The 14,507-nt window shown below is 66.3% G+C and carries 9 protein-coding genes; 4 read left to right on the forward strand and 5 right to left on the reverse strand.

The window, feature by feature from the left end; all coding sequences use genetic code 11:
- Positions 1-154 precede the first annotated feature (154 nt).
- Positions 155-3,928 (reverse strand): vitamin B12-dependent ribonucleotide reductase, encoded by a 3,774-nt coding sequence (locus QX124_RS24415; protein WP_315798509.1) that lies wholly within the window; start codon positions 3,926-3,928, stop codon positions 155-157.
- An 831-nt stretch (positions 3,929-4,759) separates the two neighbouring features.
- On the opposite strand from QX124_RS24415, the gene QX124_RS24420 reads away from it, so the two are divergent.
- Entirely contained in the window at positions 4,760-5,653 is an 894-nt protein-coding gene (locus QX124_RS24420) for a DMT family transporter (protein ID WP_315737749.1), read from the forward strand.
- On the opposite strand, the gene QX124_RS24425 is transcribed toward QX124_RS24420, so the two are convergent.
- From QX124_RS24425 to QX124_RS24435, 3 genes are all read right to left on the reverse strand, one after another.
- A complete protein-coding gene (locus QX124_RS24425) occupies positions 5,616-7,901 on the reverse strand; it encodes a CHASE3 domain-containing protein (protein WP_315798510.1) in 2,286 nt (761 codons plus the stop codon). The two genes, QX124_RS24420 and QX124_RS24425, sit on opposite strands and share 38 nt — an antisense overlap.
- Positions 7,902-8,115: 214 nt before the next feature.
- Positions 8,116-10,434 carry a CHASE3 domain-containing protein gene (locus tag QX124_RS24430; protein WP_315798511.1) on the reverse strand — a complete coding sequence of 773 codons (2,319 nt, stop codon included), beginning with the start codon at positions 10,432-10,434 and terminating at the stop codon, positions 8,116-8,118.
- A gap of 455 nt (positions 10,435-10,889) precedes the next feature.
- Positions 10,890-11,564, reverse strand: coding sequence for a BA14K family protein (locus QX124_RS24435; protein ID WP_315798512.1), 675 nt, complete (start codon positions 11,562-11,564; stop codon positions 10,890-10,892).
- A gap of 162 nt (positions 11,565-11,726) precedes the next feature.
- Between QX124_RS24435 and QX124_RS24440 the strand changes: the two genes are divergently transcribed.
- The gene (locus QX124_RS24440) at positions 11,727-12,137 is read left to right on the forward strand and encodes an NADH:ubiquinone oxidoreductase subunit NDUFA12 (protein WP_315755810.1); all 411 of its coding nucleotides are present in this window, start codon (positions 11,727-11,729) and stop codon (positions 12,135-12,137) included.
- An 88-nt stretch (positions 12,138-12,225) separates the two neighbouring features.
- Here QX124_RS24440 and QX124_RS24445 read toward each other — a convergent pair whose 3' ends face one another.
- Positions 12,226-12,924 carry a DJ-1/PfpI family protein gene (locus tag QX124_RS24445; RefSeq protein ID WP_315798513.1) on the reverse strand — a complete coding sequence of 233 codons (699 nt, stop codon included), beginning with the start codon at positions 12,922-12,924 and terminating at the stop codon, positions 12,226-12,228.
- 158 nt (positions 12,925-13,082) lie between these two features.
- Between QX124_RS24445 and QX124_RS24450 the strand changes: the two genes are divergently transcribed.
- Both QX124_RS24450 and QX124_RS24455 read left to right on the forward strand, forming a co-directional pair.
- Positions 13,083-14,024, forward strand: coding sequence for a GlxA family transcriptional regulator (locus QX124_RS24450; protein WP_315780574.1), 942 nt, complete (start codon positions 13,083-13,085; stop codon positions 14,022-14,024).
- A gap of 72 nt (positions 14,025-14,096) precedes the next feature.
- Positions 14,097-14,426 (forward strand): hypothetical protein, encoded by a 330-nt coding sequence (locus QX124_RS24455; protein WP_315798514.1) that lies wholly within the window; start codon positions 14,097-14,099, stop codon positions 14,424-14,426.
- Positions 14,427-14,507 lie beyond the last annotated feature (81 nt).

Raw genomic sequence — 14,507 nt, forward strand, 5'->3', positions numbered from 1 at the left:
GAGCGGACGACCTTGCGGTTCCGTGTCGCGGCTCTTCTACAAAGACTCCCGCGCAGATTCTGCGCGGGAGTTACTCGGCTGTGAGATCCAGATTGCTTAAGATATTGAGGATTGCATCTCGAAGCAGCACCGCCGCTACTTTTTAGATGGACGACTACGAGCACCCCGTCGTGCTGCCGCACGTATCGCACTTCATACACGTCCCATTCCGCACCAGCGTGAAGTTGCCGCACTCCGAGCACATCTCGCCTTCGTAGCCCTTGGCCTTGGCTTCGGCGCGGCGTTCGGCCTTGGAGGCCACTTGCGTGTTCGCCGTGCCGGACTTGCTCCATTGCAGCGCCTCGAGCTTCTCGGTGGGCGAGAGGTCGTGTTGCGGCTCCTGCTTCAGGGCGGTGGCGCCTTCGACGGAATCGCCGGCGCGGGCATGGGAGAGGGCGGTGACAGTCACCCCACCCCGATCGGAAGCTCCGCTTCCGATCGACCCTCCCCCTGCAGGGGAGGGTGACGAGGAGCCGCCGCGCATCACGACGAGATTGTCGGTGCGGGAGCGGGTCAGGCCGCGCGACACGTACTTCGCGGCCTGCTGGCTCCCGTCCTCCGACGGCTTGCCTTCGTCGACGCCGCGGCCGAGCGCGTCAAAGTTGCTCTCGGAGGGGTCGACATGGGCGAGGTCGAAGCGCGACATGTAGCTGACGGCGAGCTCGCGGAACACGTAGTCGAGGATCGACGTCGCGTATTTGATCGAGTCGTTGCCCTGCACGGGACCTGCCGGCTCGAAGCGGGTGAAGGTGAAGGCGTCGACATACTCCTCCAGCGGCACGCCGTACTGGAGGCCCAGCGACACCGCGATGGCGAAGTTGTTGATGAAGGAGCGCAGTGCCGCGCCTTCCTTGTGCATGTCGATGAAGATCTCGCCGAGACGGCCGTCGTCGTACTCGCCGGTGCGCAAGTACACCTTGTGGCCGCCGACGACCGCCTTCTGGGTGTAGCCCTTGCGGCGATCCGGCATCTTCTCGCGCTCGCGCATCACCACGATGCGCTCGACCAGCTTCTCGACGATCTTCTCCGAGACCTGCGTGGCGCGCGCGGCCATCGGCTTCTCGTAGAAGGACTCGACCGCATCGTCCTCGTCCTCGTCGTCGGCGATGAGCTGCGAGTTCAGTGGCTGCGACAGCTTCGAGCCGTCGCGGTAGAGCGCGTTGGCCTTCAGCGCGAGCTTCCAGGACAGCAGGTATGCCGCCTTGCAGTCCTCGACCGTGGCGTCGTTCGGCATGTTGATGGTCTTGGAGATCGCGCCCGAGATGAACGGCTGCGCCGCCGCCATCATGCGGATGTGGCTCTCGACCGAGAGATAGCGCTTGCCGATCTTGCCGCAGGGGTTGGCGCAGTCGAACACCGCGTAGTGCTCGGCCTTCAAATGCGGGGCGCCCTCGACCGTCATCGCGCCGCAGATGTGCACGTTGGCGGCCTCGATCTCGCGCTTGGTGAAGCCGATCGCCGTGAGCAGGTCGAAGGTGGGGGCGGCGATCGCATCAGTGGTGACGCCGAGCTGCTTGACGATGAAGTCCTCGCCCAGCGTCCACTTGTTGAACACGAACTTGATGTCGAACGCGGTCGGCAGCGCCTTCTCGACCTTGGCGATGGCCTCGTCCGTAAAGCCCTTGGCCTTCAGGGTCGTGGCGTTGACGCCGGGGGCGTTCGACAGCGAGCCGTGACCGACGGCATAGGCCTCGATCTCGGCGATCTCGCTCTCGCGATAGCCGAGCACGCGCAGCGCCGCCGGCACGGCGCGGTTGATGATCTTGAAGTAACCGCCGCCGGCCAGCTTCTTGAACTTCACCAGCGCGAAATCAGGCTCGATGCCGGTGGTGTCGCAATCCATCACCAGGCCGATGGTGCCGGTCGGGGCGACCACGGTGACCTGGGCGTTGCGATAGCCGTTGGTCTCGCCGAGCGCGAGCGCGTCGTCCCAGGCCTGGATGGCGTGGCTGACCAGCGAGACCTGCGGGCAGTGGGCGTGATCGAGCGGCACGGGCGCGACCGAGAGCGCCTCATAGCCGGTCGCCTCGCCGCGCGCGGCGCGGCGATGGTTCTTGATGACGCGCAGCATGTGCGCGGCGTTCTTCTTGTAGCCGGGGAAGGGGCCGAGCTCGCCGGCCATCTCGGCCGAGGTCTTGTAAGCGATGCCGGTCATGATCGCCGACAGCGCGCCGCACAGCGCGCGGCCTTCCTTCGAGTCGTAGGGCAGGCCCATGGTCATCAACAGGCCGCCGATATTGGCGTAGCCGAGGCCGAGCGTGCGGAACTCGTAGGACAGCTCGGCGATCGCCTTCGACGGGAACTGCGCCATCAGCACGGAGACCTCGAGCACGACCGTCCAGAGACGGCAGAGATGCTCATAGGCGCCGACGTCGAAGTGCTTCGTTTCCGTGTTGTAGAAGGTCAGCAGGTTGGCCGAGGCCAGGTTGCACGCCGTGTCGTCCAGGAACATGTATTCCGAGCACGGATTGGACGCGCGGATGTCGCCGGACGCCTTGCAGGTGTGCCAGTCGTTCATCGTGGTGTTGAAGTGCAGGCCGGGATCGGCGCTCGCCCAGGCGGCGTGGCCGATCTTCTCCCAGAGGTCCCTGGCCTTCAGCGTCTTGACGACCTTCTTGTTGGTGCGGCCGATCAGGTTCCAGTCGCCGTCGGTCTCGACCGCGCGCAGGAAGTCGTCCTTCAGCGACACCGAGTTGTTGGAGTTCTGGCCGGACACCGTGAGATAGGCTTCCGAGTCCCAGTCCGTATCGTAGATCGGGAAGTCGATGTCCTTGTAGCCCTGCTTGGCGAACTGGATGACCCGCTTGATGTAGTTGTCGGGCACCAGCGCGCGGCGCGCGAGCTTGATCTCGCGGCGCAGGGCAGGGTTCTTCTCGGGATCGAAGCAGTCGTCGCCGGAGCCTTCGCAATTGACGCAGGCCTTCATCACGGCCTTGAGGTGCTTCTGGTTGATCTTGGAGCCGGTGACCAGCGCGGCGACCTTCTGCTCCTCCTTCACCTTCCAGTCGATATAGGCCTCGATGTCCGGATGGTCGGCGTCGACCACGACCATCTTGGCGGCGCGGCGGGTGGTGCCGCCCGACTTGATGGCGCCGGCGGCGCGGTCGCCGATCTTGAGGAAGCTCATCAGGCCGGACGAGCGGCCGCCGCCCGACAGCCTCTCGCCTTCGCCGCGCAGCCGCGAGAAGTTGGAGCCGGTGCCGGAGCCGTATTTGAACAGGCGCGCCTCGCGCACCCACAGGTCCATGATGCCGCCGTCATTGACGAGGTCGTCCTCGACGCCCTGGATGAAGCAGGCGTGCGGCTGCGGATGCTCGTAGGACGACTTCGACTTGGTCAGCTTGCCGGTCTTGTAGTCGACGTAATAGTGGCCCTGGCCGGGGCCGTCGATGCCGTAGGCCCAATGGAGGCCGGTGTTGAACCATTGCGGCGAGTTCGGCGCGACCATCTGCTTGGCCAGCATGAAGCGCAGCTCGTCGTAGAACGCCACCGCATCCTCCTCCGACGAGAAGTAGTTGCCCTTCCAGCCCCAATAGGTCCAGCAGCCGGCGAGGCGATCGAACACCTGCTTGGCCGAGCGCTCGCTGCCGTAGCGCTCGTTCTCGGGCAGCGCAGCCAGCGCCTCGGTGTCCGGCACCGAGCGCCACAGCCAGGACGGCACGGTCTCTTCCTCGACCTTCTTCAGGCGCGCGGCGACGCCGGCCTTGCGGAAATACTTCTGCGCCAGCACGTCGGAGGCGACCTGCGACCAGAACTCGGGCACCTCGACATTCTCGAGCCGGAACACCACGGAGCCATCCGGATTCTTGATCTCGGACGTGGTCAGGCGGAAGTCGATCCCTGCATAGGGCGACTGTCCTTCGGTGGTGTTGCGCCGTTCAATCCGCATCGCGAGCCCCAATAGTTCTTGCCGGACCGCGCTTGGCGGCCGGGATCATTGCATCCAAGGGCGACGGCTGGAAGTCCCCGGACGCTGCCGGAAAATTCGTCTGCCGCCGCAGTTCAACCGGTTGCCCGGTCCGCATCTGTTCAGCCTCGAAGGCGAAGGCCTTGCGCCGTTGACCGGCGTCTCGCCCCGTCTTTCCTCGCCGGCCCGTGCAGCCCGTCCGCTGCCCGCGCCGCCGTCTCAACGCATCACGCTCTCAACGCATCACGCCCGCCATCCGGCTCCGTCATCACCGCAGGGGAGCCCCCACATCTAGTGGGGTTCCCTTAAGGGGACACCGGCTGCCACCGTCCCAGCCTGGGACAGACGAGGCCCCGCACGCCGGGCCGACTGGCCAAAGAGCGTGATTGTCCTCGAACCCTGCTGGGAAGCGGCCGGCCAGACCCGAAACTGACTGTGTGCCGAACCGGGCCGGAAGCTAGGACGACTCCGCTTCCCACGTCAAGGACTAGTGGGAGTTCCCTAACCAAACACTAAATATGGGGGAAAGTACGGGAAAACCAGGGCGCGTGCCGGTACCGTGATGGCCGTAACTATCGGCGAGTCCTCGCGGATTCGAAACCGAAAAAATTTGCCCGGAGCGCTGTCCACAGAGCTTCGTCCCGCTGTTCACAGGGGCAGATTTATTCGCGTGCGGACGACGTGTTTTGCTTGCATCGGCGGGACTCACGGGCGCCTACGGAGCGTTCGCGGGGCAGGCATGCCCCACAATCCCTGGTGTGGCCGGAAAAGCGCCGGCAAGCTCATCGTCCAACGGACGGTGCCGGTGATTCCATGACAGACAAGCCAGTGGCCAGCGGGCGGATCACGCCCGCCGGGCTGATGTTCCTCGCCATCACCTCGCTTGGCTGGGGCTTCAACTGGCCGGTCACCAAGCACCTGGTCGGCGTGCTGCCGCCCCTGACCCTGCGCGGCACCACCGGGGTGGTCGGCGCGCTGCTGTTGGCGCTGCTGGCCGTCATCCGCAGCCAGAGCCTTGACGTGCCGCGCGAGGTCTGGCCGCGGCTCATCCTGGCCGGGATGCTCAACGTCACCGCCTGGATGGTGCTGATGGGGCTGGCGCTGCTGTGGCTGCCGGCCAGCGAGGCGGCGCTGATCGCCTACACCATGCCGGTGTGGGCCTCGCTGCTGGCGTGGCCGATCCTGGGCGAGCGGCCGACGCTCTTGCGCGTGCTCGCGCTGGTGCTGGCGTTCGCGGGGCTGGCCTCGATCATGGGCAGCAACGGGCTCACCGCCAGCCGCGACAAGCTGCCGGGCATCCTGATGGTGCTCGGCGGCGCGTTCGGCTTCGCGCTCGGCACGGTCATGGCCAAGAAGCTCCCGATCAGGCTGCCGCCGCTGTCGGCGGCGGCCTGGCAGATCGGCATCGGCTGCGTGCCGATCGTGATCGTCGGATTCGCGGTCGAGCACTCCGACTGGACGAAGCTCGACCAGCTCGACTGGGCGCTGATGTTCTATTCCACCGTGATCCAGTTCTGCGTCGCCTATGTCGCGTGGTTCGCGGCGCTGTCGCGGCTGCCGGCTTCCGTCGCGGCGATCGGCACCATGGCGGTGCCGGTAATCGGTGTCTTGGCCTCCGCGATCGCGCTGCGCGAGCCGCTCGGGGCAGGGCAGGTGGCCGCGTTGGCCTTCACGCTGGCTGCGGTGGCGATGGCGACCCGCGGCTAGCGTCAGCCGGCCTGCCGTCCAGCGCGTGCCGCACCATCTGCGCGAGCTCGGCGCGGCGATAGGGCTTGGTCAGCAACAGCGCGTCCGGCACGAACTGCCGATGCTCGGTGATCGCATCGTCGGTATAGCCGGAGGTGTAGAGCACCCGGAGCGCGGGGCGCGTCGTCATCATGGTTTCGGCCAGCTGCCGGCCGCTGATGCCGCCGGGCATGATGACGTCGGTGAACAGCAGGTCGAAGGGCTGGCTCTGCGCGGCGATGGCCAGCGCCTCCGTGGCCTGCGAGGCGACGAGGGTGGTGTAGCCGAGGCCCTGCAACTGGGCGAGCACGAAGTCGCGCACCAGCGGATCGTCCTCGACCACCAGGATCGTCTCGCGGCCATGCGGCAGAGCCTGCTCGTGCTCCGGCTCGATCTGCTGCACCGCCTGAGCCGCCGGCAGATAGAGCCGGATCGTCGTGCCGCGGTTCTGCTCGCTCTGAAGCTTGAGGTGGCCGCCGGACTGCCTGACGAAGCCATAGACCATGCTGAGGCCGAGACCGGAGCCCTTGCCGGCATCCTTGGTGGTGAAGAACGGCTCGAAGGCGCGATCCTTCACCTCCCGCGGCATGCCGCTGCCGGTGTCGCTGACCGCGACCATGACGTAGGAGCCGGGCACGATGCCGGGATTGGCGGCTGCGTCGGCCTCGTCGAGCGCGGTCTTCATCGTCTCCAGGCGCAGCCTGCCGCCGTCGGGCATCGCATCGCGCGCGTTGATCGCCATGTTGACCAGCGCGTTCGCGAGCTGCGCGGAATCGACATGAGCGATGAGATCCTCGTCGGCGAGAACGGTCCTGATCTCGACCTGCTCGCCGAGGGTCGGCCGCAGCAGCTTGGCGATGTCCTCCACCGTGGCGTTGACGTCGATGTCGCGCGGACGTAGCGGCTGCTTGCGGGCGAAGGCGAGCAGATGCCGGATCAGCTCGGTGCAGCGATCGGTGGCTCTGCCGATCAGGGCCGCGAACTCGGCCGCCGCCGGCCGGTCCTGCACCGCGTCGATCAGGACCTCGATCGACCCGGTGATGATCGTCAGCATGTTGTTGAAGTCGTGCGCGACGCCGCCGGTGAGCTTGCCGATGGCATCGAGCTTCTGCGCCTGCTGCAGCAGGCGCTCGGTCTCATGCACGTCGGTGACGTCTTGATACACCAGCGCCGCGCCGCTGATCGCGCCTGCGGAATTGCGCAGCGGCCGCCCGCTGACCATCAGGCGAAACTGCGGCCGGCCGTCGGTCGGCTTGACCACGACCTCGCGGCGGTCGAACGACAGCCCGCGCAAGGCGCACGCGATCGGGAGCTCCTCGTCGACGACGCGGGTGACGGCGTCGCTCTCGTAGAACTGGTTTGCGGCCAGCATCTCGACGAAGGTCTCGCCCACATTCGTTCCCAAGAAACGTCCCACCGCCTGGTTCGACAGCATGATCGTGCCTTCGGGATCGACGACGAGGACGCCCTCGGCCATGCTGTTGAAGGTGTTTGTGAGAATGGCGGAGAAGCGGCGCAGCTCGTCATAGGCGGCGGCGAGATCGCCGCGCTGCTGCACGGCCTGGGCTTCCAGCGAGGTCGCGGTCTCCTGCGACCGGGTGAGGGACGAGCGCAGCGCCCGGTCGGAAAGTTGAGCGCGCCGGACGAGATAGGCCGACATCAGGAGCAGCAGGCCGACGCCGGCGAGGTCGATCGCCAGCAGCCAGGATCCGGTCCGTCGCGAGATCGTGGCGCGGTCCGCCAGCAGCCGGCGCTCGTCGTCGGTGAAGGCGTCGAGTGCCTGGTTGATCGTCGTCATCGCCGCCGGACCGGCCGCGCTCGCCGCCGCCGCCTGCAGGCCGTCGCGATCGTTCGCCGCGTGACGACGGATCAACTCGCCGGCAAGCTGGATGCGCCGCTGCACGATGCCGTCAATCGATCGCAGCCGCTCGCGCTGCGAGGAATTATCCCGGACGAGCCCCTGCAGGTCCGCCCAGGCCGCAGGGATAAATCCGCTCGTCTCCCGAAGCTCGGTGATGAACCGGTCGGCTCCGGACAATGCGAAGCCGCGCGAGGCCGCTTCTGCCTGCCGCAGCAGGACGCGGAGCTCGGAGGATTTCTCCAGCACCTCCATCGTGTGCTCGACCAGGGCGGTGTCGTTGCGCGCCTTGATGTCCAGCCCCGTCGACGCGGCGCCGATCGCGAGCAGAGTTCCAAGGCCGAGCCTGATGACCACGCGCCGGCGGATCATCGGTGGCTTCCAATGGCGCGGGATGCGCTCGGTCGATCAAGCAGCATCGTGACTATGACTTGCCCTATCGTGTATGGCGAATAGTTCGGTCAGCCAATGTCGTGAGTTGTAAGCAGCGCGTCGCGTCCTGCCAATTGCATGGGGTAGGTTTCCATCGGAATTTGTGGCGCCGAGCTCCGTGATGATTGCAGTTCCAATCCGCGCGATGGTCAAGTCAGGAGAAGTGAGCGCGCGTCGGCGCGTCCTCGGAAAAGGCGTTCTCGGCCAAGGCATCATCGGCCAAGGCGTCCGCGGCGGCGCCGGCCAGCGCGAGCCGCACCATCTTGGCGAGCTCCGACTTGCGATAGGGCTTGGTGAGCAGCAGCGCCGCCTGGTCGAGGCGGCCGTGCTCGACCATCGCATTGTCGGTATAGCCGGACGTGTACAGCACCTTGGTGCCGGGCCGCTGCCGCAGCGCCTCCTCGGCGAGCTCCTTGCCGTTGACGCCGCCGGGCATGATGACGTCGGTGAAGAGGAGATCGAAGCTTTGGCCGGAGTCGATCTTGGCCAGCGCCTCGACCCCGGTCGATGCGGTGATGGTCTTGTAGCCGAGGCTCTGCAACTGCGTGACGACGAAATCCTGCACCAGTGGATCGTCCTCGACGATGAAGATCGTCTCCTCGCCGCGCGGCGGCGGCGGCTCGGGCGGAGCGGGGCTCGCAGCCTGTCCCTTGGGTGTGGGGATGTAGAGCCGGATCGTGGTGCCCCGTCCTTCCTCGCTGTAGATCTTGATGTGGCCGTCGGATTGCTTGACGAAGCCGTAGACCATGCTGAGACCGAGGCCGGAGCCCTTGCTGGCTTCCTTCGTCGTGAAGAAGGGCTCGAAGGCGCGGTCGCGGACCTCCGGCGACATGCCAGTACCCGTGTCGCTGACGGCGACCATGACATAGGATCCGGGCGTCACGCCGGCGTTGGCTGAGGCATAGGCCTCATCGAGCTCCACCCGGCGCGATTCCAGCAGCAGCTTGCCGCCATTGGGCATCGCGTCGCGGGCGTTGATCGCCATGTTGACCAGCGAGTTGGCGAGCTGCGCCGAATCGATATGCGTGATCAGCGTCTCCTCTTCGAGGATCGAGTTGATCTCGATCTGCTCGCCAAGCGTCGGACGCAGCAGCTTTGCGATGTCGAGGATCGTGCTGTTGACGTCGCTGTCGCGCGGATGCAGCGGCTGCTTGCGGGCGAAGGCGAGCAGATGCCGGATCAGCTCGGTGCAGCGGTCTGCCGCCTGTCCGATCAGCGCGGCGGTCGCCGCGGCTGCGGGGCGGTCTTTCACCTCGTCGGCCAGCGTCTCGATGGTGCCGGTAATGATCGTCAGCATGTTGTTGAAGTCGTGTGCGACGCCGCCGGTGAGCTTGCCGATCGCATCGAGCTTCTGCGCCTGCTGCAGCAGCCGCTCGGTCTCGTGCGCCGTAGTGATGTCGTGATAGACCATCGCCGCGCCGGTAATGCCGCCGGCGGCGTCGCGCAGCGGGCGGCCGGAGATCATCAGCCGCAGCGTCTCGTCCCGGTCGGGCCGGTAGACGATCAGCTCGCGGCGGTCGAAGCTCTCGCCCCGCAAGGCTCGCGGCGTCGGCAGGTCGTGCGCGGCGACCGGCGTCACGCCGTCGCTTTCGTAGACGCGGAGGTGCGCGCGGACGTCGGTCAGATTCTTTCCCGGGCTGTAGCCGAGCAGATGTTCGACCGCGGGGTTCGAGAATACCACGGTGTCCGCGGCATCGATGACGAGCACGCCCTCTGCCATGCTGTTGAACGTGCTCTGCAGGATGTCGGCGGAATGGCGCAGCCTCTCATGGGCGGCGATCAAGTCGAGATGCTGCTGCTCGGCCTTTTCCGCCAGCGAGATGGCCTCGGCTTCGGAGCGGACCAGGGACGCGCGCAGCGCACGATCGTGCAGATACGTCCGCCGGATGAGGTAGAAGGCGATGATCAGCAGCAGCGCGAGGCCGCACAGGTCGATCGTGAGCAGCAGCGATCCGGTGGCCTTCGACGTCATCGAACGCTGCGTCAGCAGCTTGCGCTGATCGGCAACGAAACGGTCGAGATGGGCCGTGATCTCGCTCATGGTCGCCGGGCCTTCGGCGCGGCTTCTGAGCGCTTCGAGCCCCGCACGATCCGAGGCGGCGCGCAACCGGATCAGCTCCGCAGCGAGCTCGACCCTGCGGGCAATCAGGGCTTCGGTCTCGGTCAGAAGCTCCAGCGGTTCGGGATTGTCGGCCACGGCGCGCCGCAGCTCGGCCACAGCGACCGGGATTCTCGTGCTGACATCGGCAAACTCCGTCCTGAACTGATCGTCAGCGATGAGCGCGTAGCCGCGAGAGGTCGCTTCCGCTTCGCGGAGCAGCAGGCGCAGATCGGAGGTCTTCTGCAAGATGTCCAGCGAGGAATTCACCCAGGCCGCGTCGTGGCGCGACTTGATGTCGAGCGCCGTGGACGCAGCGCCGATCGCCAGCAGCGTTCCAAGACCGAGCCCCAATGCGAGGCGCTGATAGGTCATCTGCGTTTCTCAATCATCGACATGTCCGCCAGCTGGGCCGGGGATCACCGCGGCCAGCCACATGCATCCGAGTTGCGATGCAGCTGCGTCCAAGCAGTGAAGATATGTCGGCAAGGCGCGCCTCCTTGTTCGAAGTTCCTGGCGCGTTCGCGGGCGGCAGGCCCAAGCCGCTCACCCGCGGCGTTTGCACTGCGCGAGTCCCGCGAAAATCCATGTGCCCATCGACAGATATCAACCCAGCCTGCGAAACGGCCCGTACGGGCAGAATCACGAGCTCAAACGATATTGGACCGGAACGGGCGGATCATCTGCATGTCGCGGGGCACATTTTGGAATATGGGCGAAAATCAGCCTGCAACGTGGCGCTTCAGACACAGAACAAACAACAATGCGGCGCGAAAAAGGCGGCGAGCATGGCCTCGCCGCCTTATTGTCGCAGCTACTACGTCAGATTCTTACGGGCATGGATGGCGAAAACCGTCATAGCCGAGATAGGTTCCCGAAGCCGGATCATACGAGCGGTACCGGCGTGCGCAATAGCTCGGGTCGACGCCTTCGGTTCCGATGACGGCGACAGGCGCAGAGTCGTCATAGTACGAGTAGTCGGAGTAATAGTCGGGCCCGTAATAATACGGGTCATTGTAGTAGGCGTAGCTGCTACCCAATCCGATCCCGACGCCAACGCCGACACCCGGCCAGAAGCCGCCGCCGCGGCGATGCCAGCCGCCACGGTGACCGCCCTGCCAGCCGCCGCCACTCCAATTGCCGCCGCTCCAGTTGCCGCGGCCGCCACCAGTGTTGATGGCGACGTTGGCGCCGGCCGCCGGGCCGCGACCCGCCAGGGCTGCGCCGCCAACGGCTGCGCGTCCGGCGAAGCTGCCGCCGCTCATGCCGCCGCCACCCGGGCCGGCCGCAAAGCCGCCGCGTCCGCCGGCGCCGATCGCGCCGCCGCCGCCACCACCGATAGCCGCGCCACCGCCACCGCCCCCGCCACCGCCGATGGCGGCACCACCACCGCCCGGACCACGACCGCCGCCGCCGGGACCCTGGGCAAAGCTCGTCGTCGCTGCCGCCAGCGGCAGAATCAGCGCCACTGCCGCCGCAGTGCTCCATGTCTTCAGTCTGGTCATCGCTATCGCTCCATCAGGGGAAAATGACCTAACCGCAGGCCGCGGATGTCGTTCCCCGCCGCGAACCGATACATCGTCGCGGGCGGAGGCGGTGCAACACTGGACAAGATGCGGGCGGGGTGGCATCAGAGCCGGGACCTTCACAGAACCGGCCCCAAGCCCATGAAACAGTTCTTTCTCAAGCTCTTCACGTGGTGGAACGGCCAGACTTTCGGCACGCAATTGTGGACCTGGCGGTTCGGCGAGCTCGTGGGGCAGGATGCACAAGGCAACCGCTATTACCGGACCGCCGGCGGCAAGATCGATCCGGTGCTGCATTTCGAGCGCAGGTGGGTGATCTACAACGGCCTGGCCGAAGCCAGCCGCATTCCGCCCGAATGGCACGCCTGGATGCATCACATGGTCGACGTGCCGCCGACTCAGGACGGCTACAAGCCGCGCGAGTGGGAAAAGCCGCATCAGCCGAACCTGACGGGGACTGCTCTGGCGTATCGCCCGGCCGGCTCGACCTTGGCCAGCGGTCGCAGGCCAAAGGCCACCGGTGATTATCAGCCCTGGACTCCTGGCAGCTGATTCGATTTCGCTCAAGATGATCCGATCGGAAGAGGCCGCCCCCAGCTCCGGGCGGCCTCTTTGCTTTCGGGAGCCTGCCAAGCCTGCGCTACGTCGGGTTGGTCCTGAGGGCGGCCGCCGCATGCTCCGCCGCCGCAATCCGCCGCTTCCGGGACGGTGCGATCCGCTCCAGCATGCGTGACACCACTTCGGGCGGTGCCGTGTCGGGGGAACCGGCGGTGAAAGGGGGCGCCGGATTGTATTCGAGCCTGAGCTGGATCGCCTCCGCCGTCTGACGATCGACCAACTGCGCCACCAGGGTCAGCGCGAAGTCGATGCCGGCCGTGACGCCTCCGCCGGTGATCCGGTTGCGGTCGATGCAGACGCGCTCGGTGCTGACGGTCGCGCCGAACACCGGCAGGCACTCGCGCGCGCTCCAATGGGTCGCCGCGCGATAGCCATCCAGCAGGCCGGCGGCGCCGAGCGCGAGCGAGCCTGTGCAGACCGACGTGACGTACCTGGCCTTTTCGGCCAGGCGGCGGATGAAGCCGATGACCTCGTCGTCATCGAGGATGGCGTCGACGCCGAAGCCGCCGGGAACGCAGATCACGTCCGCCTGCGGACAGTCGGCGAAGGTCGTGGTCGGCATCAGAGTGAGAACCGAGTCTGTCGGAATGGGCTCGATCCTCTTCCACGCCAGATGCAGCGTCGCGCCGGGCACGCTGGAGAACACCTGCACCGGACCGGTGAGATCGAGCTGGGTCAGATGTGGAAACAGGACGAGAGCGATCGAGAGCGGTTGGGCCATGGCGGTGCTCGCAGGGTCTGGTGCTTGACGGCCGTCATTCTGCATGGTCCGCTGGATGGCTGATATGCCAAAGTTCCCTCGTTTCCGGACAGACTTGGATTTCACACCTGGGATCGCGGACTTGGGATCACGGACTTGAGATCACGGAGCCATCCACCATGATCGGCGTGCTCATCTATCCCGATTTTCAGTTGCTCGACGCCGCCGGGCCGATCTCGGTGTTCGAGATCGCTTCGCGCTATGCGCGCGCCACGCCATCGATCAGGGTCGTCGCCGCCACGCCCGGACCCGTGCGGTCGTCGTCGGGGGCCGAGATGTTGGCGCGCAAATTCGGTCCGGTGTCGGCGCTGACCACGCTGCTGATCGCCGGCGGCGAGGGCGTGGAAGCGGCGAGCCGCAACGCATGCACGCTGAACTTCGTCCGTAAGGTCGCGCAGCGCGGCACCCGTCTTGCCAGCATCTGCTCCGGCGCCTTCGTGCTGGCCGAAGCGGGCCTGCTGGACGGGCGGCGCGCGACGACGCATTGGCAGCGCACGCGGCAGTTCCTGCGCGCCTACCCCCATGTGAAGCTCGAGCCTGACAGCATCTATGTCCGCGACGGCAATGTCTGGAGCTCGGCTGGGATCACTGCCGGCATCGATCTCGCGCTTGCCATGGTCGCCGACGACCACGGCGAGGAGATCGCGCAGAAGACGGCACGGCAGCTCGTACTATATCATCGCCGCAGCGGCGGGCAGTCGCAGTTCTCCTCGCTGCTGGAGCTGAAGGCGCCGAGCGGCCGTTTTGCGGATCTGCTCACCTGGGCGCGGGAGCACCTCGATGCCCCGCTGACCGTCGACGATCTCGCCGAGCGTGCCGGCATGAGCACGCGGCATTTCACCCGCGCCTTCGTCGCCGAGACCGGCACCACGCCGTCGAAGGCGATCGAGCGTCTGCGGCTGGAAGTGGCGCGCGATCGGGTGCAGGCCTCGCATCAGCCGATCGAGCTGGTGGCGGAAGCGACCGGCTTTCGCGATCCTGAGCGGATGCGTCGCGCCTTCATTCGCGCCTTCGGCCAGCCGCCGCAGGCCCTGCGGCGCGCGGCACGCGTCACCACCTGACCTGCATCATTGGACGAGGAGCCGCGGGCAGAGATCCTCGTCGGCTATTGAAACAATTTAAAGTTGTGCAACATGCAGGAAGCGCTCATAGTGAGGGCATTGCCACTGTTCATGGAGGATACGATGCGCGTATTGCTTTACCTGATTTTATTCGTTGCTGCCGCGGTCGGCGGTCTCGACAGCGCTTTTGCGGCGAAGGCCGAACTCACCGGAATGTGCGTCTGCAAGAAGGGCGGCAGCGTGCTGAGCACCTATAGCGAGACGCAATGTGTGAAGAACGATCATGCGGGCTGCACGTCGGTGAAGGTGGCCTGCGTGAACGCCAATGCCGCCGCATGCCGCACGGCCGGCGGCACGATCTCCCAGTCGACCAAGACGTGCAGCGTCGGCGCCAAATGCTGAGCAACTGATTTTATCAGCTTCGCTCGGACGGTTCCGAACGTCTGAGGTAACAGGCAGTCCCGCGCGGCGGACATCGGCGCA

Source organism: Bradyrhizobium sp. SZCCHNRI3043, assembly GCF_032377735.1.
Classification (GTDB): Bacteria; Pseudomonadota; Alphaproteobacteria; order Rhizobiales; family Xanthobacteraceae; genus Bradyrhizobium.